The organism is Bradyrhizobium quebecense, assembly GCF_013373795.3.
GTDB classification, from domain to species: domain Bacteria; phylum Pseudomonadota; class Alphaproteobacteria; order Rhizobiales; family Xanthobacteraceae; genus Bradyrhizobium; species Bradyrhizobium quebecense.
The window spans coordinates 5,883,947-5,904,468 of sequence record NZ_CP088022.1 but is presented as its reverse complement, the minus strand read 5'-3'; the positions used below and the strand labels follow the sequence as shown (position 1 = coordinate 5,904,468).

Here is a 20,522-nt window from a genome sequence, read left to right as displayed (position 1 = left end):
CTTCATCCGGGCTACGGATTACGTCAGGCTGCAAGAACAACAAACGGGAGAACAAGGGATGGATCGGCTCAAGGGCAAGGTTGCGATGGTGGTCGGCGCGGGCTCGATCGGGCCCGGCTGGGGCAATGGCAAGGCGACCGCCGTGACCTTCGCGCGCGAAGGCGCCAGCGTGTTCTGCGTCGATCGCAACGGCGCCGCGGCCGAGGAGACGGTCAAGATCATCACCGGCGAGGGCGGCAAGGCGGCCGCATTCACCGCCGATGTCTCGCGCGCCAGCGAGGTCGAGGCGATGGTCGCGGCCTGCCTCAAGGCCTATGGCCGTATCGACGTGCTCGACAACAATGTCGGTATCGCCGAGGTCGGCAGCGTGGTCGAAGTCGCGGAAGCCGACTGGGACCGCGTCTTCGCGGTCAACCTCAAGAGCGCCTATCTCTCGATGAAGCACGTCATTCCGGTGATGATCAAGCGGGGGGGCGGCTCGATCATCAACATCTCCTCGATCGCCTCGATCCGCCATGTCGGCATTTCCTATGTCAGCTACAATGCGAGCAAGGCGGCGATGAACCAGATGACGCGCTCGACCGCGGTCGAGTTCGCCTCCAAACATGTGCGCGTCAACGCGATCCTGCCGGGGTTGATGAAGACGCCGATGGTCGAACATTCGGCGGGGCTGGCGCAGAGTTACGCCAAGGGCGATGTGGAGGCGATGTGGCGCGCCCGCGACGCGCAGGTGCCGATGGGGCACATGGGCGACGCCTGGGACGTCGCCAATGCCGCGCTGTTCCTGGCGTCGGACGAATCGAAATATGTCACCGGCATCGAGCTCGTGGTCGACGGCGGCATCACCTCGAAGTCGGGCGCTTGAGTGGTCGCTGAAGGAACTAGGCCTCGACGCTGAGCTCGGCGCGGTCGAGCTCCTCCTCGACGAGGTGGAACGCGTCGTCGCCGATGGTCTCGGTGCGCCGCAGATTGAGCAGCGCCTGACGCGCGGCCGCGATGGCGCGGCGGCGTAGCGGATCCGACGGCAGCTCGCGTGAGGTCAGGCCGCCATCCGGGTCATTCTCGGCGCGCAGCAGCACGGCGCGGTATTCGAGCCGGAGGATCTCGGCTTCTTCCGACGGGTCGGCATCGATTTCCTCGAGCGCTGCGCGAAAGACCACGCCGCGGGCATGGGCCGCCTCGCGCCCGACCGGGTCGTCGTCATCGAAATTCAACGCCAGGATCAGTGGTCGTAGGGTCAGTCCCTGGATCACGAGCGAGCCCAGCACCACGGCAAACGCCGTTAGCAGGATCAGATCGCGATATGGGAAATACTCGGGCAGCGCAAACGCGGCCGCCAGCGTAACGATGCCGCGCATGCCGCACCACGACACGATGAAGCCGCGCTTCAGGGTCGGCACGGCTTCCATCACATGGGCGGGCAGCCAATTGCGCGCCTTCAGCATGCGCAGCAGCGCGCCGTAGGGCATCACCCAGAGGATGCGGGCGAGGATCACGACGGCGAGGATCGCGGCCGCGAAGCTGCAATATTTCCACCGCACCTCGTCGTCGAGCTCGGACCAGATCGGGCGCAGTTGCAGGCCGATCAGCATGAAGGCGAGCACGTTGAGCACGAAGACGACGGTTTCCCACACCGCATAGGACGATACGCGCAGCCGCGCCGAGGTGCGGGCCGGCGCGGTGCGGGCGATGGTGATCGCATAGGCGATGATCGTCAGGATGCCGGACAGGCCGAGATGCTCGGCGACGATCCACACCATGAAGGTGCCGCCGAATTGCGTGATGATCGCGCTCGGCGCCTCCGTGATGCGGCGCGTAATCATCATCCAGACCTGCGCGAACAGGTAGCCGGCGGCGAGGCTGCCGACCAGCGCGACCGTGATCGACGGCACGAATTCGCGAATCTTCATGTGCTCGGCGGCGACCAGGCCGACCGCGACGCGATAGATCAACAGCGCGGAGGCATCGTTAAGCAGGCTTTCGCCTTCGAGGATCTTCTGGATCCGGTACGGCAGGTTGACCTGGCGCAGGATCGCGGTGGCCGCAGCCGCGTCCGGTGGCGCCACGATGGCACCGAGCGCGATTGCGACCGGCCAGGGCATGTCCGGGCGCAGCCAGTGCGCGACCACGGCGACGGCTGCCGTCGTGACGCCGACCGCGACCACCACCAGCGTCGAGACCGGCAGCCAGTTGTTGCGGAGATCGCGCAGCGAGGTGTCGTAGGCGGCATCGAGCAGCACTGGTGCCACGAACAGCGCCAGCGCCAGTTTCGGTTCCAGGGCCCAGGTCGGCGCCCACGGCAGCAGGGTCAGCAGCACGCCGCCGAGCGCAAGAAAGGTTGGGTAGGGCACCTTGATCCGCCGCGCCAGCGCCGACAGCGCCACCGCCGCGAGCAGCAGGCCGATGATCCATTCGAATGTCAGCACGCGAACCCCCAAGTACGGCTCCAAGTGCAGCCGATCGTCGCAATTGACGTATAATCCAGCGTGTGGTTTTGCGGCAAATGGGCGCGCTGCTGGATATCAGGGGCCGGTGGTTCGGGTGCGGGAGAGGGATGTCTTGTCGGCAATCGGAATGCGACGAAAAGCTGCAAACCTGGCCTTCAATCTGGTTCTGGCGCTGCTGTGCGCTTGGCTGTCGGTCGCGCTGACGTCAGGCGTTGCGCGCGCGGCCGGCAGCGAGCCCGGCAAGGATGTGCAGGCCGATGCCGGGCCCTGCATCGCTGCGGCTGCGGCAACGGATGACGACAAGACCATCGAGGCTTGCGGCGCGCTGATCGACAATGAGAAGGCGGCCAAGCCGGATCGCGTCAAGGCGCTGATGGCACGCGCGAGCGCCTATGACCGCAAGCAGATGATCGATCGCGCGATCTCAGATTACGACACCGTGCTCCGGCTCGATCCTTCGCTTGCCGACGCCCACAATGCGCGCGGCGAGCTTTGGCGCCGCAAGGGCGACCGGCCAAAGGCGATCATGGATTTCGGCACCGCCGTCAAGCTCAATCCTGACCACGCCGCCGCCAAGGCCAACTACAAATCGCTGTCGCTGGAACTGGAGCGGATCGGCGCCATGATGGCGGTCGCCGGCAAGCCGAGCTTCGATTGCCGCAAGGCGCGCCGGCCGGTGGAGAAGGCGATCTGCGCCAATCCCGAGCTTGCCGATCTCGATCGCGAGATCGGCGCATCGACCTTTCGCGCCGTGCGCGAGGCAAAGGATCCGCGCCAGGCGCGCGAGCTGCAGCGCGAGCAGGATCAGTTCATCGCCCGCCGCAACGCGGAATTCGGCACTTCTGCCTATGACCTGCAAAAGGCGATGCGCGAGCGGTTGCGGCAGATCAACGGCGTCGACGGCTACTAGTGCCAACGTCGGTAAGTTTCTGGCTTGAATTATCGGTCGCGTCCATGACAATGGCCGCCAAAGAGAGCCAACCATCCGAAGTCGTTATGCTCGACCGCGACGATGGAGGCGAGGGAGAAGCGCAATGAACGTCCAGCAGAAGAGCCGGTATCATGAGGTGTATGCCCGCTCGCTTCGCGACCCCGAGGGCTTTTGGACGGAGGCGGCGCGCGAGATCGACTGGATCGAACCGGCCAAGAAGGTCTTCGATCCGTCCATGGGCGCCTATGGACGCTGGTTCGCCGGCGCCGTGGTCAACACCTGCTATAACGCGCTGGATCGCCATGTCGCCGGCGGCCGCGCCGGCCAGGTCGCGCTGATCCACGATTCACCGCTCACCAACACCATCACCAAATTCACCTACTCCGAGCTGCTGGCGGAGGTGCGGACGCTGGCCGCGGTCATGCAGGATTTCGGCGTGGCCAAGGGCGATCGCGTCATCCTCTATATGCCGATGGTGCCGGAGGCTGTCGTTGCGATGCTCGCCTGCGCGCGGATCGGCGCGGTGCACAGCGTGGTGTTCGGCGGCTTCGCGGCCAAGGAGCTCGCGACCCGCATCGACGACGCCAAGCCGAAGCTGATCTTCTCGGCGAGCTGTGGCATCGAGCCCGGGCGCATCGTGCAGTACAAGCCGCTGCTCGACGAAGCGATCCGCCTCGCCGGCGCCAAGCCCGAGACCTGCATCATCCTGCAGCGGCCGCAGCAGGCTTGCGAGCTCACCGCGGGCCGCGACCATGATTGGGCGACGCTGCGCCGCGCCGCGTTCGACGCCGGCAAGGCCGCGCCCTGCGTGCCGGTCGCCGCGACCGATCCGCTCTACATCCTCTACACCTCGGGCACGACCGGAATCCCGAAGGGCGTGGTGCGCGACAATGGCGGCCATCTGGTTGCGCTGAAATGGTCGATGCACAATCTCTACGGCGTGAAGCCCGGCGAGATCTGGTGGTGCGGCTCCGACATCGGCTGGGTGGTCGGTCACTCCTACATCGTCTATGGCCCGCTGATCCATGGCTCGACCACGATCATGTATGAGGGCAAGCCGGTCGGCACGCCGGATGCCGGCGCGTTCTGGCGCGTGATCAGCGAGCACAAGGCGGTTGCCCTCTTCACCGCGCCGACCGCATTCCGTGCGATCAAGAAGGAAGATCCCGAGGGCAAGCTGCTGAGGAGCTACGACCTCTCGCGCTTCCGCACGCTGTTCCTCGCCGGCGAGCGCGCCGATCCGCCGACGGTGGAGTGGGCGGAGCAGCAGCTCAAGGTGCCGGTCATCGATCACTGGTGGCAGACCGAGACCGGCTGGTGCATCGCCGGCAATCCGGTGGGGCTCGGCCAGTTGCCGGTCAAGCACGGCTCGCCGACGGTGCCGATGCCGGGCTATCAGGTCGACATCGTCGACGAGGCGGCGAAGCCGGTGCCCGCAGGCACCATGGGCTCGATCGTGATCAAGCTGCCGATGCCGCCGGCCTGCCTGCCGACGCTGTGGCAGCAGGACGATCGCTTCAGGGACGCCTACCTCTCGGAATTCCCCGGCTACTACAAGACCTCGGACGCCGGCTACAAGGATGCGGACGGCTACGTCTGGGTGATGGGCCGCACCGACGACATCATCAATGTCGCCGGCCACCGGCTCTCCACCGGCGGCATGGAGGAGATCCTCGCTTCGCATCCCGATGTCGCCGAATGCGCGGTGCTCGGCGTCAAGGATGCGATCAAGGGCGAGGTGCCGTGCGGCTTCCTGGTGCTGAAGGCCGGCGTGACCAAGGCACCGGATCAGGTCGAGAAGGAGGTCGTGGCGCTGGTGCGCGAGAAGCTCGGGCCGGTCGCCGCGTTCAAGCTCGCGATCACCGTGGCGCGGCTGCCGAAGACCCGCTCCGGCAAGATCCTGCGTGGCACCATCAAGAAGATCGCCGACGATGAGCCCTGGACCATGCCGGCGACGATCGAGGACCCCAAGGTGCTCGACGAAATCGGCGAGGCGTTGAAGGGCAAGGGGTAGCTCGCCCTTACGGTGCGCTTGAAGCCGGCGGAGCCGTTGTGCCGATTCCGCCGTTCCCGTGCATTCGGAAGCAAAATGGCCTTGATTTTTGATGGATTGCCGGGTCATCCCGGCCTTCCCTGTCATATGCCACGAGATACGGACCACCGGATGCGATCCATTTCCGCACGCGCGCCTCTTGCATTGCTGCTCGCACTGCCGCTGCTGGCAGGCTGTCTCGAGCGCGGCCGATCGCCGATCGCGGAGAGCATGGGCGACGACGATCAGTACTGCCAGGGCAATGGCAAGGTCCCGGTCGGCTCGCCCGAATATGTCGCATGCCGCAAGGATCGCGACGTCCAGCGCCAGAACGCCGAAACCCGCACCGATCGGCGGCAGCGCGATCTCGGCGAATACATGATGAACAATCCGGACCGCCACTAGGCGCCATGGCGACGGCCGGCCCGGTGAGGTATGCGTGGACGGCCGCCGGGCCGAATTCCGGCAAGACATCGGCGCGCCGCATGCGATCACGAGCAGCTGTTTTGGATGAGACCAGGTCCTGTGCTTGTGGAAGGCGAGCCCGCGTTGCAACGTGACAGGATCGGAGAGCTCGACGGGCTGCGCGCGATCGCGCTGCTGATCGTCGTCATCTGGCACTATTTCGGCGCGCCGGACGGTCCGCAGGGCTGGCCGTGGAAACTGCTGCATGTCGGCCGCTTCGGCGTCGACCTGTTCTTCATTCTGTCCGGCTATCTCATCACGGATATTCTGCTGCGCCACCGTGCGGCCGAACGCTATTACTCGGCCTTCTACGGCAGGCGCGCGTTCCGCATCTGGCCGCTCTACTACCTGATGTGCGGTTGCGCGGCGATCGGCTGGTATTTTTCGCTAAGCCCTGATTTGTTCGACACCAGGGGCGTGCCCGGCTGGCTGTACCTGTTCGGCTTGCAGAACTTCGGCATGGCCAAGGCGCAGACCGACGGCGCTTTCTGGCTGGCCGTAACCTGGTCGCTCGCGATCGAGGAGCAGTTCTACCTGCTGTTTCCGTTGCTGGTCCGGAACATCCCGTCCGAGCGGCTGTTCGCGATCCTGCTTGTGCCGATCCTGATCTGCCCGATCGGGCGCCTGATCGACAGCGCGCTGCCGGACGCTTACGGCTGGTACGTGCTGCCGCAATTCAGGATCGATTCGCTTGCGATCGGCGCGCTGATCGCCTGGTGGCGCCTCTATCGCAAGCCGGATGCCGAGGTCTCCAGACGCGTCGCCGCCATCCTCAAATGGTCGAGCATGTCGCTCCCCCTGCTGTGGCTGTTCGGATGGAAGCGCTGGTCGGTGGCGTTCTCGCATACGCAGGTCGAGATCTTCTTCGGTTCTCTGCTGTTCGTCGTTCTGGAAAGTCGCGGCGCGCCAAAACTCGCACTGCTGCGCAGCGCGGTCGCGACGTTCTTCGCCAGGACGTCCTACGCGACGTATCTCACCCACCACGTCATCGTGTACCTGCTGTTCGCCGTGCTGCATCAGCCGAGGACAGTCGAGAGCCTTGCCGGCATCTCGTTAACCTTCGGCGCGCTCGCGCTGACGTTCGGGCTGTGTGCTCTGAGTTATCGCTATTTCGAACGTCCGCTGCTCGACTTCGCCCACCGGCGCTTCACGTTCGGGTAAGCGAAAGCGGGCCACCGGCGCGCCGCTCGCGGGATCAAGGCTGCGCGTGCTCCAAACAAAAACGCGGCGGGTTGCCCTGCCGCGTTTCGTAGTCCGGTCTTCGCGAAATGGAGCCGGCGCTTACTCCTCGTCGTCGGCCTTCTTGCCGCCGATCGTCTTCAGCTTGGCGAACACGGCATCGACATTGAGATCGTCGTGCCGCTCGATCGGCTGATCGTCCAGCTCGTCCTTGCGCGTGGTCTCGGAGGCCGGCAGCAGCGTGGCGCCGCCGTAAACGGTCGTGGTCGGCTTTTCCTTGGCGGCGCGCTGCACCTCGAAATCGAGCTCGATCTGCGAGCACAGGCCGAGCGTCACCGGGTCCATCGGGGTCAGGGTCGAGGCGTTCCAGTGGGTGCGGTCGCGCACGCTGGCGATCGTGGTCTTGGTGGTGCCGACCAGCCGCATGATCTGGGCGTCCTTTAGCTCGGGGTGGTTGCGCACCAGCCAGAGGATCGCGCTCGGCCGCTCGTGGCGGCGCGACACCGGGGTGTAGCGCGGGCCCTTCTTCTTGGCGGCGGTCGGCAGCACCACCTTGCTCTCCTGGAGCCTGAGGCGGTAATTCTGGTCCCGCTCGCCGCGCTCGATCTCCTCGCGGGTCAGCTGGCCGTTGGAAATCGGGTCCATGCCCTTGATGCCCTGGGCGGCGTCGCCGTCGGCGATGGCACGCACCTCCAGGGGGTGCATTTTGGTGAAATCGGCCACCTGATCGAACGTCAAGGCGGTATTATCGACCAACCACACGGCAGTCGCCTTCGGCATCAGCGGTGCGTTGCTCATGGCAAATCTCCTTTGTGCTTCGCCCACCTCTGTAGAGGCGAAGCTGGTAGTCATCGGCGATGACGGGAATTATAGGGCCTATATAAGCCCTCCGGGGGGAATGGCGCAATGGGCCAGCAAAATCGCCTTGACAGCGCCCGAAAGCAGTCCCAAGTCCTTATCCTAACTGGCCGTTCCCCGCCCGCCGGCGAGGGGTGATTCGGTCCCGAGATTGCCCCGAGACAGCCTGATGTCAGCGAAAAAACCCGATCTTAGAATCGTGCTTTGTTCCCCCCGCGGCTTTTGCGCCGGGGTGGTCCGCGCCATCGATACGGTCGAACGCGCGCTCACCATTTATGGTGCCCCGGTCTATGTCCGGCACGAAATCGTCCATAACAAGTACGTGGTCGACAGCCTGAAGACCAAAGGCGCCATTTTCGTCGAGGAATTGGCCGAAATCCCCGACGACACCAATGCGCCGGTGGTATTTTCGGCCCATGGTGTTCCCAAGTCGGTTCCGGCCGAGGCCAAATCCCGCAATTTCTTCTCGCTGGACGCGACCTGCCCGCTGGTGACCAAGGTCCACCGCGAGGCGGCGATCCATTTCAAGCGCGGCCGCGAGATCCTGCTGATCGGGCACTCCCATCACCCCGAGGTGGTCGGCACGCTGGGCCAGCTCCCGGTCGGCGCCGTGACCCTGATCGAGACCGCCGAGGATGCAAAGACCTTCGTCCCGAAGGACCCCAACAATCTCGCCTTCGTGACCCAGACCACGCTGTCGATCGACGATACCGCGGAGATCGTGGCGCTGCTCAAGCAGCGCTTCCCGAACGTCAACGGCCCGCACAAGGAAGACATCTGCTACGCCACCACCAACCGCCAGCTTGCGGTCAAGAAGGTGGCGCCGGTGGTCGATGCCCTGATCGTGGTCGGCGCGCCGAACTCGTCGAACTCGCAGCGCCTGCGCGAGGTCGCCGAGCGCGAGGGCTGTCCCATTGCCGTGCTTGCACAACGTGCCAGCGACATCGACTGGAGCAGGTTCGAAGGCATCAAGAGCCTCGGCATCACCGCCGGCGCCTCGGCGCCGGAAGTGATCGTCGAGGAAATCATGGGCGCCTTCGCCGAGCGCTTCGAGCTTCACGTGGAGACGGTCTCGGCCGCGGAAGAGAACGAGTTCTTCCCGCTGCCGCGTTCGCTGCGGCCCGACGCTGCCGCCGCGGAATAGACCATATGGCGGTTTACACCGACGTTGCCGCCGAAGACCTCGCGGAATTCCTCAAGAGCTACGACATCGGCGAATTGCTCTCCTACAAGGGCATCGCCGAGGGCGTCGAGAATTCGAACTTCCTGCTGCACACCAGCCAGGGCGCCTACATTCTCACGCTCTATGAGAAGCGCGTGGCGGAGGACGACCTGCCGTATTTCCTGTCGCTGATGGCGCATCTCGCCGAGCGCGGGGTGTCGTGCCCGCAGCCGGCGCGCAACCGCAAGGGCGAGGTCTACAGCCGGCTCGCCGGCCGGCCGGCGGCGATCATCAACTTCCTCGAAGGCATGTGGCCGCGGCGGCCGAACGTGGCGCATTGCTCCGGCGTCGGCGCGGCGCTGGCCAAGATGCATCTGGCAGGCCACGACTTTCCGCTGGTCCGCAACAATCCGCTGTCGGTCTCCGGCTGGCGGCCGCTGTTCGATCTTGCCGCCGCGCGGGCGGACAGCGTGCAGCCGGGTCTGCACGACTTCATCGCGCGCGAGCTCGATCATCTCGAAGCCGCGTGGCCGGCGGGCCTGCCGGTCGGCGTGATCCATGCCGACCTGTTTCCGGACAACGTCTTCTTCCTCGGCGACAAGCTCTCGGGCCTGATCGACTTTCCGTTCGCCTGCAACGACATCCTGGCCTACGACGTCGCGATCTGCCTCAACGCCTGGTGCTTCGAGCCGGATCATTCCTTCAACGTGACCAAGGCGCGCGCACTGCTCAATGCCTATAACCGCGAGCGGCAATTGTCGACGGCGGAAGAGGCCGCGCTGCCGCTGCTCGCGCGCGGCGCCGCGCTCCGTTTCCTGCTGACGCGCCTGGTCGATTTCCTCAACGTGCCCGCGGGTGCGCTGGTGCAGCCGAAGGACCCGCTGGAATACGTCCGCAAGCTGCGCTTCCACCAGAGCGTCGCTGCGATCAACGACTACGGCATCACGCCGGCAGGATGCGTGGCGTGAGCGACAAGCCGCATGTGATTGTCTTCACCGATGGTGCCTGCTCCGGAAACCCCGGACCGGGCGGCTGGGGCGCGATCCTCAGATTCGGCGACGTCGAGAAGGAATTGAAGGGCGGCGAGGCGCACACCACCAACAACCGCATGGAGTTGATGGCGGCGATCTCGGCGCTGGAAGCCCTGAAGAAGCCCTGCGTGGTCGACCTCACCACCGACAGCCAGTACGTCCGCCAGGGCATCACCGGATGGATTCACGGCTGGAAGCGCAATGGCTGGCGCACGGCCGACAAGAAGCCGGTGAAGAATGTCGAGCTGTGGCAGCGCCTCGACGCCGCGCTGAAGCCGCACGAGGTGCGCTGGCACTGGATCAAGGGCCATGCCGGCCACGCCGAGAACGAACGCGCCGACGAGCTGGCGCGCGAAGGCGTGGCGATGGCGCGGTTGAAGGGGTAGGGCGCACGGTCGCGCCGCGTTGCAGCCGCGTAGGATGGGTAGAGCGAAGCGAAACCCATCATCTCAATACACGGCACGTAGGCGATGGGTTTCGCAACGCTCTACCCATCCTACAGACCAGCGTTCCTGCTATCGCCATGCCCAAAACTGTCATCGCCCGCGAAAGCGGGCGATCCAGTATTCCAGAGACGGTAGCCATTGAAACGAGAGGCCGCGGCGTACTGGATCGCCCGGTCGAGCCGGGCGATGACAGCCAGTTTGCGGCGTAAGCGTCAGCTCAGAGCTGCCCGAGCAGCGTGTCGCCGCCGGAGACCTCGACCTTGCCCGGAGCCGGCTCCTTGTTGAGCTTCTTCACCACGCCGTCCTCGACCAGCATCGAGTAGCGGTGGGAGCGGATGCCGAGGCCGTTGCCGGAAGCGTCGAGCTCCATGCCGATCGCCTTGGTGAAGTCGGCATTGCCGTCGGCCAGGAAGACGGCTTCATCGCGCTGGTCGGTGTCGCGCTTCCAGGCGTTCATCACGAAGGCGTCATTGACCGAGACGATCGCGATGGTGTCGACGCCCTTGTTCTTCAGGGCATAGGCGTTGAGGAAGATGCTCGGCAGATGCATCTTGTGGCAGGTGCCGGTGTAGGCGCCGGGCACCGCGAACAGGGCGACCTTCTTGCCCTTGAAAATGTCGTCGGTGGTTTTGACCTGCGGACCCTCGGCGGTCATCACGCGAAACTTGGCTTCCGGCAGCTTGTCGCCAACATTGATCGTCATCGTTGTTCTCCCTCGGTGAAGCGGAATTGTCTTAAACCCGGCGGTTGGACCGCACAATACGATCTGCTGCGGGAACGGCAATGCCGAAGCGCAGTCACCGTTCCGTCATCAGCCGGAAAACCCGCCGGCGTCGAGAAAGGCCTGCTCGTCCGCGGTGGTTTCCCGGCCCAGCACCCGGTTACGGTGCGGGAAGCGGCCGAACCGGCGGATGATGTCGGCGTGGTCCTCGGCGTATTTCAGGTTGTCGGGATGGCAGTCATATTGCCGGAACAGCGTCACGCAGCGCTGCTGGTCGTCGAGGTCCTCCGAATGCTCGAAAGGCAGATAGAGGAATTCGCGCAGCACCGGGTCGGTCCGCGCATCGACGCCGCGGTCGATGGCGCGCCTTGCCACTTCACGCGCCAGCGCATCACTTGAAAAGGTCTTGGCGTCGCCTCGAAACAGGTTTCGCGGAAACTGGTCGAGCACGATCGTCAGCGCCAGCGCGCCCTCGTCGCTCGCCTCCCATGACGACAATTCGCCGGCAGCCGCCTTCTGCCAGGTGGCAAGGAAGCGGCTGCGGATTTCGGCATCGAAGGCATCGTCGCGCGTGTACCAGCGGTCGCGGCCGGCTTCTTGCCAGAACGTGATAACATCGGCAGGCGTCGCGATGCGCGCGTCAGTCATGTCCGTCCAACACCCGCATCACGTGTTTCAGGCCGCGGCCTTCTTCTCGTCGCGCAGCTCGCGGCGCAGGATCTTGCCGACATTGGTCTTCGGCAGGTCGGCCCTGAACTCGATCTGCTTCGGCACCTTGTAGGCGGTTAGCTGGGTGGCGCTGAACTTGATGATGTCCTCGGCGGTGATGTTCGGGTCCTTTTTGACCACGAAGGCCTTCACCGCCTCGCCGGACTTCGCATCGGGCACGCCGATCACGGCGCATTCGAGCACCCCCGGATGGCTCGCGAGCACTTCCTCGATCTCGTTCGGATAGACGTTGAAGCCCGAGACCAGGATCATGTCCTTCTTGCGGTCGACGATCTTGGTGTAGCCGTTCTCGTCCATCACGCCGATGTCGCCGGTGCGGAAATAGCCGTCCGACGTCATCACGCGCGCGGTCTCGTCCGGCCTGTTCCAGTAGCCCGCCATCACCTGCGGACCCTTGGCGCAGATCTCGCCGGCCTGGCCGATCGGCAGTTCATTGCCCTCGTCGTCGCGGATCGACAGATAGGTCGAGGGCACCGGCAGCCCGATCGTACCGGAGAAGCTTTCGATGTCGGCGCGGTTACAGGTCAGCGTCGGCGAGGTCTCCGACAGCCCATAACCTTCCGAGAGCGGGATGCCGGTGACCTTGAGCCATTTCTCGGCGACCGGCTTCTGCGTCGCCATGCCGCCACCATTGGCGATCTTCAGCTTGGAGAAATCCAGTTTGTCGAAGCCCGGCGTGTTCAACAGGCCATTATAGAGCGTGTTGACTGCCGGAAAAAAACTGACCTGATATTTCGCCAGCTCCTTGATGAAGCCGGCCATGTCGCGCGGATTGGGGATCAGCAGATTGGTGCCGCCGGAGCGCACGCCCAGCAGGTAGCACGCAGTCAGGGCGAAGATGTGATAGAGCGGCAGCGCGCAGACGATGACCATCTGGTCGACGATCGGCGGCTTCTTCAGCGCCGGCTGCAGCCAGGCGTCATTCTGCAACACGTTGGCAAGCACGTTCTGGTGGATCAGCGTGGCGCCCTTGGAAACGCCGGTGGTGCCGCCGGTGTATTGCAGGAAGGCGACGTCCTGGCGCGTCAGCACGGGCTTGTTGAGCTTCATGCCGCGGCCGGCCGACAGCGCCTCGTTGAACGTGACCGCGCCGGGGATCGACCAAGCCGGCACCATCTTCTTCACCCGGCGCACCACCAGGTTGACGATGACGCCCTTGAAGCCGAGCAGGTCGCCCATGCTGCCGACGATCACCTGTTTCACCGCGGTGTTCGCCAGCACCTTCTGCACGGTGGTGGCAAAGTTCTCCAGCACGATGATCGCTTCCGCGCCGGAATCCTTGAGCTGATGCTCGAGCTCGCGCGGGGTATAGAGCGGATTGACGTTGACCACGGCATAGCCGGCGCGCAGCACGGCGGCGATCGCGATCGGATATTGCAGCACGTTCGGCATCATCAGTGCGACCCGCGCGCCCTTCTGCAGGCCCTTGCTCTGCAGGTAGGCACCGAGCGCCGTCGACATCTCGTCGAGCTCGCGATAGGTGATCGCCTTGTCCATGCAGATGAACGCCTTGCGATCGGCGAACTTCTTGAAGCTCTCTTCGAGCAATTCGACCAGCGACGAATACTGCGTGACGTCGATATCGGCGGGCACGCCGGCCGGATAATGCTTGAGCCAGATGCGCTCCATAGTGGTCAATCCCCTCTCTCAAATTCGGCTGATGTCCCGGATTGTTTCCGGGTTTCCCGACCCTGGGCCGTATTATCTTGGCCGCTTTATTTCAGGCAGTATTGAGCGATGCCGCGGCCAATGGCAAGCCGCTGCGCGCTATCGACGCATTGGGAGATCGGAGGGGGTGGCGCTCTGCTAGCCTGCCGGTTTGGCGTCGGCCTTCGGCTTCTCAGCCTTGGGCTTCTCGGCCTTGGGCTTCGCAGCAGGCTTTGCCGCAGCCGGCTTGCCGGCAAGCTTTGCGGCGGCAGGCTTGTCCGCGGCGGGCTTCGCAGCTGCGGCATACGGCTTGGCGTTGGCGTGACGTACGGGCTTGGCCGCCGGCTTGTTGTCCGACTTGGAATTATCCGACTTGGAGGCGCTCTTGGCGTCACCCTTGGCGTCATCAGCCGCATCGGACTTCTTGCCGGCGACACGGGTGTGCTTGCCCTTGCCGCGCTTGGCCGGCTGCAGCTTCTCGGTGTCGGCCTCGACCGCGGCGATCAACGCAGCGCCGGTCTTGGTCGGTCCCGTATAAACCACGACCGGTTCGGACGCCGCCGCCGGCTGCGCCAGAAGGTCGGCCGGTTTTGTCGGCATCGCGGCCTGCAGGCCCGAGGCGAAGAAGCTCACGCCACTGTCGCCGTTGGTGCTCGTGCCAGCGCTGGCGACGGTGTCTTCTCCGTCCTCGTCGCTGGCAGGCCGCTTGTGCTTGGCGCCGCACATCTCCTCGCGCAGGTTCGGCGGGGTGGAATCGATCGGCACCAGATTGTCGACGGTGCCGAGCGAGGGCCGCAGCCACGCCAGCCCGTTATTGGCAAAGCCGCGATCCAAGAGCTGCGCGGCGCGGATCGCGCGCATGCGACCCGAAGAGGCGCCGAGCACCACGGCGATCAACCGCTTGCCGTCGCGCGTCGCCGACGCCACGAGATTGTAGCCGGAGGCGCAGATGAAGCCGGTCTTGAAGCCGTCGGCGCCGGGATAGCGGCCGATCAGCTTGTTGAAGTTCTGGGTGATGCGGCGGCCGAAGCGGATCGACGGGATGTGGACGAAATATTCGTATTCCGGCAGGTCGCGGATGATGGCGCGGGCGAGGATCGCCATGTCGCGCGCCGAGGTGATCTGGCCGTCGGCGGGCAGGCCGTTCGGGTTGACGTAGCTCGTTTGCGTCATGCCGAGCTTCTGCGCGGTCTGGTTCATTTCGCCGGCAAAGCCGTCGATCGAGCCGCCGATGCCCTCGGCCAGCACCACGGCCATGTCGTTGGCCGACTTCACCAGCATCATCTTGAGCGCGTTGTCGACGGTGACCTGGGTGCCGGGCCGAAGGCCCATCTTCGAGGGCGACTGCGATGACGCGGTCGGCGACACCGTGAGCAGCGTGTCGAGCGACACCCGGCCATCCTTGACCGCCTTCAGCGTCACATAGGCGGTCATCAGCTTGCTGAGCGAGGCCGGATACCACGGCATCGTCGCATTGTCGGCCTGCAGCACCTTCCCGGTATCGGCCTCGACGACCAGCAGCGCCTCGGCCTGCGCGATCTGCGGCGTTGCGATGGCGAGCATCGCGACGGCTAGAATCCATTTCAACGACGGGCGCAGCGGGCGAGGAAAATACACGACGGTTCCGGTCCTTTGAGACCCGCCTTCGAGAAGGAGGTCTTGCGATGTGACGTACGGGTTTCAAGCGTGTCCGGCGCCGCATTGCGGCGATGCAAACTTATACCGGCTTGCTGGCTGAGAACAGAGGCCGGCCGATTATATGGTGGACGAAATCGGCTGAATTTCGGCAGCCGCCTCAATTGGAAAGGGGAGAATTATGGTGCCTCGGTGCCGGCGCGCGCCTGTTCCTGGACCATGAACTGGGCCCGTGCGAGTTCGGCAAAACGCCCGCCTTTCGCCACCAGTTCATCGAAAGTTCCGCTTTCGATCACCCGCCCCTGGTCGAACAACAGGATGCGGGTGGCGTAACGGATGGTCGAGAGACGGTGCGCGATCACGAAGGTGGTGCGGCCCTTCATCACTTCGTCGAGAGCAGCATTGACCTTGGCCTCGGTGACGGCGTCGAGCGCACTGGTCGCCTCGTCGAGGATCAGGATCGGCGGATCCTTGAGCAGCGCACGCGCAATCGACAGCCGCTGCCGCTCGCCGCCGGACAGCATGCGGCCGCGCTCGCCGGCATGGGTGTCGAACTTCTTTTCGCTGCGCTCGATGAAATCCAGCGCCTGCGCGCGCGCTGCGGCGGTACGCAGCTCCTCGTCGGTCGCGTCGGGCTTGCCGACGCGCAGATTGTCGGCGAGCGAGCGGTTGAACAGCAGCGCCTCCTGGAACACCACGCCGATGTTCCGCCGCAGCGCGGTCAGCTTCAGCGCACGTATGTCCATACCGTCGATCTCGATGATGCCGGATTGCGGATCGAACGCGCGGTGCAGCAGCGCGATCGCGGTGGACTTGCCGGCACCGGTCGCACCGACCAGCGCGATGGTCTGGCCGGGCAACGCGGTGAAGGAGAGATCCTCGATCGCCGGCCGCTTGCCGTCATAGGAGAACGAGACGTCGTTGAATTCGACCAGCCCGGACAGCCGGCCGGGATCGACCGCGCCTGGCCGGTCGCGTACCGCCGGCACCGCATCGAGCACGTCGAAGAACTCCTGCAGTCGCGGTGCTTCCATGAACACATTGTTGATGAAGCTCACCACCTGCTCGAGCTTCTGGATCAGCATGGTGGCGAACGAGACGAACATCACGATCTCGCCGACCGTGGTGAGGCCCTCATTGTGGAGCGCGATGCCGACCGTGAAGATCGCGAGCACCGTGATGGTGGTCGAGGCGCGCGTGATCACGGTGACCAGCGCCCACCATGACAGCACCGGCATCTGCACCGCGAGCAGCTTGTCGGCGACGTAGCGCAGGCCCTGCACTTCGGAATCGATCCGCACGAAGCTCTGCACCAGCGCGACGTTGCCGAGCGCGTCTGAGGCGCGCGCCGAGAGGTCGCTGTAATAGGCCTCGACCTCGCTCTGCATGCCGTAGGTCTTGCGTACCACCAGCGTGGTCAGCACGGTGAACACGACGCAGAGCGCGAACAGCAGGATCGCCAGCCGCCAGTTGATGTAGAGCGCGAGCGGCAACAGCACGACCAGCGACATGATCGCGGCGAAGTGTTCGCGGAAGAAGCCGAGCCAGAGCCGCCACAGCGCGTCGGTGCCGTTCAGCATCACCTTCATCAGCCGCCCGGAGTGGGTGCCGGAGTGGAAGGTCAGCGGCAGCTGCAGGATGTGCTCGAAATAATCCGTCAGCACGGCCTGGCGCTGGCGATGCGCCAGCCGGTCGGCCTGCAACGCGACGATCGCGCTGCAGCCGATCGTGAACAGGCCGAATGCCGCCCAGGCCGCGAGCAGCGGCCATGCCGAGGAGGTCGCGAACAGCCCGGTGACCGGCCGGCCGGACAGCACGTCGACGATCTTGCCGAACAGCACCGGCTCGGCGAACTGCGCGCCGGCGAGCAGCATGTTGGCGGCCGCGAGGATCCAGCCGAGCCGCGCCTCCTTGCCGAGCAGTTCGAGGACGCGGGTATAGAGGCGAAGCATGGACATGCCGGCGGGACTCGTCAGCGGTGGGCGCCCGGTCAGGCGGGATGCAATTTAATCAGGGTTCGCCAGCGAGGGCCAGCGGGCGATGGCTCCCCTTCCTGCGTTATCCAATTCCGTTGACCTCATCCGGAGGCCGAGTACCGATGCACCCACGTCATTGCGAGCGAAGCGAAGCAATCCATGTTTCCGCTTGCTCTGTGACAATGGATTGCTTCGCTTCGCTCGCAATGACGTGGATAGGGTGAGGGTTTAGTTCACCAGCCGGCCATCGATCGGCGGCAGGAATTGGTCGTCGAAGATGTCGGCAGCGTGCGGCCGCTTCTGGAATTTGAAGTCCTCCGCGAGTTGGTCGACGGACTGCTCGAAGCGCTCCGGCTCGATGCCGCCGAGGCCGTTGCGCTTCACCTCGCCGGTCAGGATGTTGTCGCGGATGATGGCGCCCAGCCGCTCGAGCTCCAGGTCGCGCGAGCCGCCATCCATCCGGCTCGCCACCTCGCTCGCCGCGCGGGCCGGGTCCTTGACCGCGAGGTTGGTGCCGCCGATCACCGCGCGCACGAAACCTTTCACCGCGTCCGGCTTCGCCGCGGCAAGGCGCGGGCTGACGATCACGGCAAAGCCGTAGGCTTCGCAGCCATAGTCGGCAAAGCGCAGCACCGCGAGGTCATCGGCAGGCACGCCGCGATCGCGCAGATTGATCGCCGAGAGATAGGAGAAGCCCGTCACGGCATCGATTTGGCCTGCGGAGAGCATCGGCTCGCGCACCGCGGCGCTGATCGTGTTCTGCTTCACGCTCGCGAGCTTGATGCCGTTCTGCCTGGCGACCGCGGGCCACAGCCGGATCGACAGGTCGCCCTCGGCGACGCCGAGGTTCTTGTCCTGGATGTCGGTCAGCGCCTTGATGCCCCGGCTCTTGCGGGCAATGATCGCATAAGGCGCCTGGTTGAACAGCACGAACACCGACTTGACGGGGGCAGCACCAGGCTTGTCGCGAAAGCGGATCAGCGCGTTGATGTCGACGAGGGCGAAATCGCTCGAGCCGTCGGCGACGCGCGCGATCGCATCCGCCGAGTTGGTGGCGACGTTGGTGCCGACCGCAAGGCCCTCGGCGCTGAACAGGCCGCCGGCCGACGCCATCACGAATGGGGCCGCGGCGGCATCAAGCGGACGGTCGAGCGTGAACTGGATGGTGAGTGGCTGAGGCGCATCGCCGGCGCGCAGCGGCGTGACGGCCGGCCACACGCCGCCCGAAAGGCCAATCACGCCGGCCAGTATCCAGCGGAGAACGGTGGTCCGACTTACCTGCATCATGACATCCGGGAGGCGAGACAAAGTGCCGCGCCGGCTGCGCCTGCTTCATGACATCGAATGCGCCAGGGCAGGGTGCAATTCAAGCATCAATTTCAAGCGTTATTTGCCGGCATCCTGCCCCAGGCAAGGTGAACGGCCGATGACTGCCATGATTTAACCCAAGGTTGTTCAGCTTGCATTCGGTTTGGGGAACCTAATCTAGGGGTAGTGGTTAGCTAACCAGGGCCCGCCGGGCCGGCTTCCACAAGGATGACTGCAATGTTTGCGCGAAAGGGTGTTTTTTCGTCCATTGGCCGCGCAGCCACATTGGCGACGGTTGCCGCGGTGGCGTTGACGGCCGTTGAGCCGACGATGGCGTTCGCGGGCTCTGCTCCGGCGGACAAGGCGGCCGCTGTGACCACATCGCACGGCACGAGCGGCGCGACCGACATCAGCGCGCGCCGTCGCTACTATCGTGGCGGAGGCGGTGGTGCGGCCGCTGCGGCTGTGTTCGCCGGGATCGTCGGCACGGGTCTGGCGATCGCTGCAGCCCAGAACCGTCGCGACTATTACGACTCCTATGGCTACTACGACGGCGGCCCGGGCTACTACGGCGGTCCCGCCTACTATGGTGGTGGGCCGGCCTATTATGGCGGCGGACCGTACTATGGTTATCACGGCTATTACGGGCGCCGCTCGGCACTGCCCTATACGCCGTACTGACATCGTCATCGGTTCGCAGAACTGTCACAAAGTATCGAATCCACCGGCTGTGAGGCCGGTGGATTTTTCGTTGTCGGCTTGCCCGTTAACACGCTGGCGACGCGTTTCGATTAGGCTCGTAGGATGAGTGATTCGATCGAGCGGCTTTACCAGGCGGTGATCGCGGCCAAGGATCTTGATCCGGCTACGTCGCGCACGGCACGGCTGTTCCAGCGCGGGCCGGCCAAGATGGCCAAGAAGCTCGCCGAGGAAGCGGTCGAGGTCGTGATCGACGCCGTCAGCGGCAAGCCGGATGCCGTCGTCCGCGAGAGCGCGGACCTGCTCTACAATCTCACCGTTCTCTGGGCATCGGCCGGCGTGAAGCCGGGAGATGTCTGGCGCGAGATGGAGCGGCGCGAGCGGCTGCTCGGGATCGCCGAGAAGTTGCCGAAGTCGCCAGTCAAGCTGCCCAAGACCGCGCCCGTTCCGGTGGTTCGGCGTCGAATTGTCGCGCTGGAGAACCGGCTGCGCAAACGGCAGTCGTAAATCAACCAAATTCGATCCATTCCCGGCATGGACAAATCCGCTCCATGATGGTTCATCGCGCCCATGTTGAAACGGATTTACGACTGGTGCGTCGCAGCGGCCGACAAGCCCTACGCACTCTGGATTCTCGCGGCCGTCGCCTTCGCCGAGAGCTCCTTCTTCCCGATCCCTCCTGACATCATGCTGTTGCCGATGTCGCTAGCGCGGCCGAAGCGGGCCTGGTGGTTCGCGGCCGTCTGCACCGTCGCGTCCGTCGCCGGCGGCGTGCTCGGCTACGCGATCGGCGCGCTGCTCTATGACTCGCTCGGGCAGTGGCTGATCCATCTCTATGGCCTCTCCGACAAGGTCGACGCGTTCCGCGCCTCCTATGCCGAGTGGGGTGCCGTGATCATCCTCGTGAAGGGGCTGACGCCGATCCCCTACAAGCTCGTGACGATCACGTCGGGCTTTGCCGGCTACAACATCGGGCTGTTCATCATGTGCTCGATCGTCGCACGCGGCGGCCGCTTCTTCTTCGTCGCGGTGCTGCTCAACCGCTATGGCGATGTCATCCGCGCCGAGCTCGAGAAGCGGCTCGGCCTGTGGGTCGCGATCGGCGCGATCGTGCTGGTGCTGGGCTTTGTTGTCGCATTCAAGCTGATCTGACCAAAGTTCTAGCTGTTCGCGTCTTTGCTCGCGGACGGCTTCGGACTACGGTCGCTGCGTTGGCTGATGGAATCGACGACCCGTGAACCTCGCGAGACTCAATC

19 protein-coding genes are annotated in these 20,522 nt (G+C 64.9%); 11 read left to right on the top strand and 8 right to left on the bottom strand.

The genetic code is table 11. The features are described 5' to 3' along the window. Nucleotides 1–58 precede the first annotated feature (58 nt). On the top strand, nt 59–865 hold the full coding sequence (locus HU230_RS28485; protein WP_176528947.1) for an SDR family NAD(P)-dependent oxidoreductase: 807 nt from the start codon (nt 59–61) through the stop codon (nt 863–865). Nucleotides 866–881: 16 nt separating this feature from the next. Here the strand turns inward: HU230_RS28485 and HU230_RS28480 are convergent, their stop codons facing one another. Further along, nucleotides 882–2,426, bottom strand: a complete 1,545-nt coding sequence (locus HU230_RS28480) for a cation:proton antiporter (protein ID WP_176528948.1) — start codon at nt 2,424–2,426, stop codon at nt 882–884. Nucleotides 2,427–2,574: 148 nt separating this feature from the next. Here HU230_RS28480 and HU230_RS28475 point away from each other — a divergent pair, with 148 nt between their 5' ends. The 4 genes from HU230_RS28475 (at nt 2,575) to HU230_RS28460 (ending at nt 7,036) form a co-directional block, all read left to right on the top strand. Beyond that, entirely contained in the window at nt 2,575–3,357 is a 783-nt protein-coding gene (locus HU230_RS28475) for a lysozyme inhibitor LprI family protein (RefSeq protein ID WP_176528949.1), read from the top strand. A gap of 124 nt (nt 3,358–3,481) precedes the next feature. After that, nucleotides 3,482–5,392 (top strand): propionyl-CoA synthetase, encoded by a 1,911-nt coding sequence (locus HU230_RS28470; protein ID WP_176528950.1) that lies wholly within the window; start codon nt 3,482–3,484, stop codon nt 5,390–5,392. A gap of 150 nt (nt 5,393–5,542) precedes the next feature. Then, on the top strand, nt 5,543–5,815 hold the full coding sequence (locus HU230_RS28465; protein WP_176528951.1) for a hypothetical protein: 273 nt from the start codon (nt 5,543–5,545) through the stop codon (nt 5,813–5,815). 144 nt (nt 5,816–5,959) lie between these two features. Further along, on the top strand, nt 5,960–7,036 hold the full coding sequence (locus HU230_RS28460) for an acyltransferase family protein (RefSeq protein WP_224943664.1): 1,077 nt from the start codon (nt 5,960–5,962) through the stop codon (nt 7,034–7,036). Between the two features lie 120 nt (nt 7,037–7,156). Here HU230_RS28460 and HU230_RS28455 read toward each other — a convergent pair whose 3' ends face one another. After that, nucleotides 7,157–7,852 (bottom strand): DUF1013 domain-containing protein, encoded by a 696-nt coding sequence (locus HU230_RS28455; RefSeq protein ID WP_050405544.1) that lies wholly within the window; start codon nt 7,850–7,852, stop codon nt 7,157–7,159. Nucleotides 7,853–8,081: 229 nt separating this feature from the next. Here HU230_RS28455 and ispH point away from each other — a divergent pair, with 229 nt between their 5' ends. From ispH to rnhA, 3 genes are read left to right on the top strand one after another with little or no spacing between them, the layout of a single operon-like run. After that, entirely contained in the window at nt 8,082–9,056 is a 975-nt protein-coding gene (gene ispH / locus HU230_RS28450) for a 4-hydroxy-3-methylbut-2-enyl diphosphate reductase (protein ID WP_173643790.1), read from the top strand. Nucleotides 9,057–9,061: 5 nt separating this feature from the next. Next, nucleotides 9,062–10,042 (top strand): homoserine kinase, encoded by a 981-nt coding sequence (locus HU230_RS28445; RefSeq protein WP_176528953.1) that lies wholly within the window; start codon nt 9,062–9,064, stop codon nt 10,040–10,042. Next, the gene (gene rnhA / locus HU230_RS28440; RefSeq protein WP_171947839.1) at nt 10,030–10,491 is read left to right on the top strand and encodes a ribonuclease HI; all 462 of its coding nucleotides are present in this window, start codon (nt 10,030–10,032) and stop codon (nt 10,489–10,491) included. Before HU230_RS28445 ends, rnhA begins: the two co-directional genes overlap by 13 nt. Before the next feature lie 277 nt (nt 10,492–10,768). On the opposite strand, the gene HU230_RS28435 is transcribed toward rnhA, so the two are convergent. From HU230_RS28435 to HU230_RS28410, 6 genes are all read right to left on the bottom strand, one after another. Further along, nucleotides 10,769–11,254 carry a peroxiredoxin gene (locus tag HU230_RS28435; RefSeq protein WP_097673720.1) on the bottom strand — a complete coding sequence of 162 codons (486 nt, stop codon included), beginning with the start codon at nt 11,252–11,254 and terminating at the stop codon, nt 10,769–10,771. 108 nt (nt 11,255–11,362) lie between these two features. Further along, entirely contained in the window at nt 11,363–11,920 is a 558-nt protein-coding gene (locus HU230_RS28430; protein WP_176528954.1) for a DUF924 family protein, read from the bottom strand. Between the two features lie 27 nt (nt 11,921–11,947). Continuing rightward, nucleotides 11,948–13,630, bottom strand: a complete 1,683-nt coding sequence (locus tag HU230_RS28425) for a long-chain fatty acid--CoA ligase (protein WP_176528955.1) — start codon at nt 13,628–13,630, stop codon at nt 11,948–11,950. 177 nt (nt 13,631–13,807) lie between these two features. Continuing rightward, nucleotides 13,808–15,211, bottom strand: coding sequence for a D-alanyl-D-alanine carboxypeptidase family protein (locus tag HU230_RS28420; protein WP_210284379.1), 1,404 nt, complete (start codon nt 15,209–15,211; stop codon nt 13,808–13,810). Between the two features lie 251 nt (nt 15,212–15,462). Next, nucleotides 15,463–17,241, bottom strand: coding sequence for a glucan ABC transporter ATP-binding protein/ permease (locus HU230_RS28415; protein WP_176528957.1), 1,779 nt, complete (start codon nt 17,239–17,241; stop codon nt 15,463–15,465). A gap of 246 nt (nt 17,242–17,487) precedes the next feature. Beyond that, complete coding sequence (locus tag HU230_RS28410; RefSeq protein ID WP_176528958.1) at nt 17,488–18,543, bottom strand: ABC transporter substrate-binding protein; 1,056 nt, start codon at nt 18,541–18,543, stop codon at nt 17,488–17,490. Between the two features lie 261 nt (nt 18,544–18,804). Here HU230_RS28410 and HU230_RS28405 point away from each other — a divergent pair, with 261 nt between their 5' ends. The 3 genes from HU230_RS28405 (at nt 18,805) to HU230_RS28395 (ending at nt 20,418) form a co-directional block, all read left to right on the top strand. Beyond that, entirely contained in the window at nt 18,805–19,248 is a 444-nt protein-coding gene (locus tag HU230_RS28405; RefSeq protein WP_176528959.1) for a hypothetical protein, read from the top strand. Between the two features lie 123 nt (nt 19,249–19,371). Beyond that, nucleotides 19,372–19,773 carry a phosphoribosyl-ATP diphosphatase gene (hisE, locus tag HU230_RS28400; RefSeq protein WP_176528960.1) on the top strand — a complete coding sequence of 134 codons (402 nt, stop codon included), beginning with the start codon at nt 19,372–19,374 and terminating at the stop codon, nt 19,771–19,773. Between the two features lie 63 nt (nt 19,774–19,836). Continuing rightward, entirely contained in the window at nt 19,837–20,418 is a 582-nt protein-coding gene (locus HU230_RS28395) for a YqaA family protein (protein WP_176528961.1), read from the top strand. Nucleotides 20,419–20,522: the final 104 nt, after the last annotated feature.

Coding starts and splice junctions, on each gene's coding strand:
- HU230_RS28485 (WP_176528947.1), top strand. CDS start 59: ATGGATCGGCTCAAGGGCAAGGTTGCGATGGTGGTCGGCGCGGGCTCG.
- HU230_RS28475 (WP_176528949.1), top strand. CDS start 2,575: ATGCGACGAAAAGCTGCAAACCTGGCCTTCAATCTGGTTCTGGCGCTG.
- HU230_RS28470 (WP_176528950.1), top strand. CDS start 3,482: ATGAACGTCCAGCAGAAGAGCCGGTATCATGAGGTGTATGCCCGCTCG.
- HU230_RS28465 (WP_176528951.1), top strand. CDS start 5,543: ATGCGATCCATTTCCGCACGCGCGCCTCTTGCATTGCTGCTCGCACTG.
- HU230_RS28455 (WP_050405544.1), bottom strand. CDS start 7,852: ATGAGCAACGCACCGCTGATGCCGAAGGCGACTGCCGTGTGGTTGGTC.
- ispH (WP_173643790.1), top strand. CDS start 8,082: ATGTCAGCGAAAAAACCCGATCTTAGAATCGTGCTTTGTTCCCCCCGC.
- HU230_RS28445 (WP_176528953.1), top strand. CDS start 9,062: ATGGCGGTTTACACCGACGTTGCCGCCGAAGACCTCGCGGAATTCCTC.
- rnhA (WP_171947839.1), top strand. CDS start 10,030: ATGCGTGGCGTGAGCGACAAGCCGCATGTGATTGTCTTCACCGATGGT.
- HU230_RS28435 (WP_097673720.1), bottom strand. CDS start 11,254: ATGACGATCAATGTTGGCGACAAGCTGCCGGAAGCCAAGTTTCGCGTG.
- HU230_RS28430 (WP_176528954.1), bottom strand. CDS start 11,920: ATGACTGACGCGCGCATCGCGACGCCTGCCGATGTTATCACGTTCTGG.
- HU230_RS28425 (WP_176528955.1), bottom strand. CDS start 13,630: ATGGAGCGCATCTGGCTCAAGCATTATCCGGCCGGCGTGCCCGCCGAT.
- HU230_RS28420 (WP_210284379.1), bottom strand. CDS start 15,211: ATGCTCGCCATCGCAACGCCGCAGATCGCGCAGGCCGAGGCGCTGCTG.
- HU230_RS28415 (WP_176528957.1), bottom strand. CDS start 17,241: ATGTCCATGCTTCGCCTCTATACCCGCGTCCTCGAACTGCTCGGCAAG.
- HU230_RS28410 (WP_176528958.1), bottom strand. CDS start 18,543: ATGCAGGTAAGTCGGACCACCGTTCTCCGCTGGATACTGGCCGGCGTG.
- HU230_RS28405 (WP_176528959.1), top strand. CDS start 18,805: ATGTTTGCGCGAAAGGGTGTTTTTTCGTCCATTGGCCGCGCAGCCACA.
- hisE (WP_176528960.1), top strand. CDS start 19,372: ATGAGTGATTCGATCGAGCGGCTTTACCAGGCGGTGATCGCGGCCAAG.
- HU230_RS28395 (WP_176528961.1), top strand. CDS start 19,837: ATGTTGAAACGGATTTACGACTGGTGCGTCGCAGCGGCCGACAAGCCC.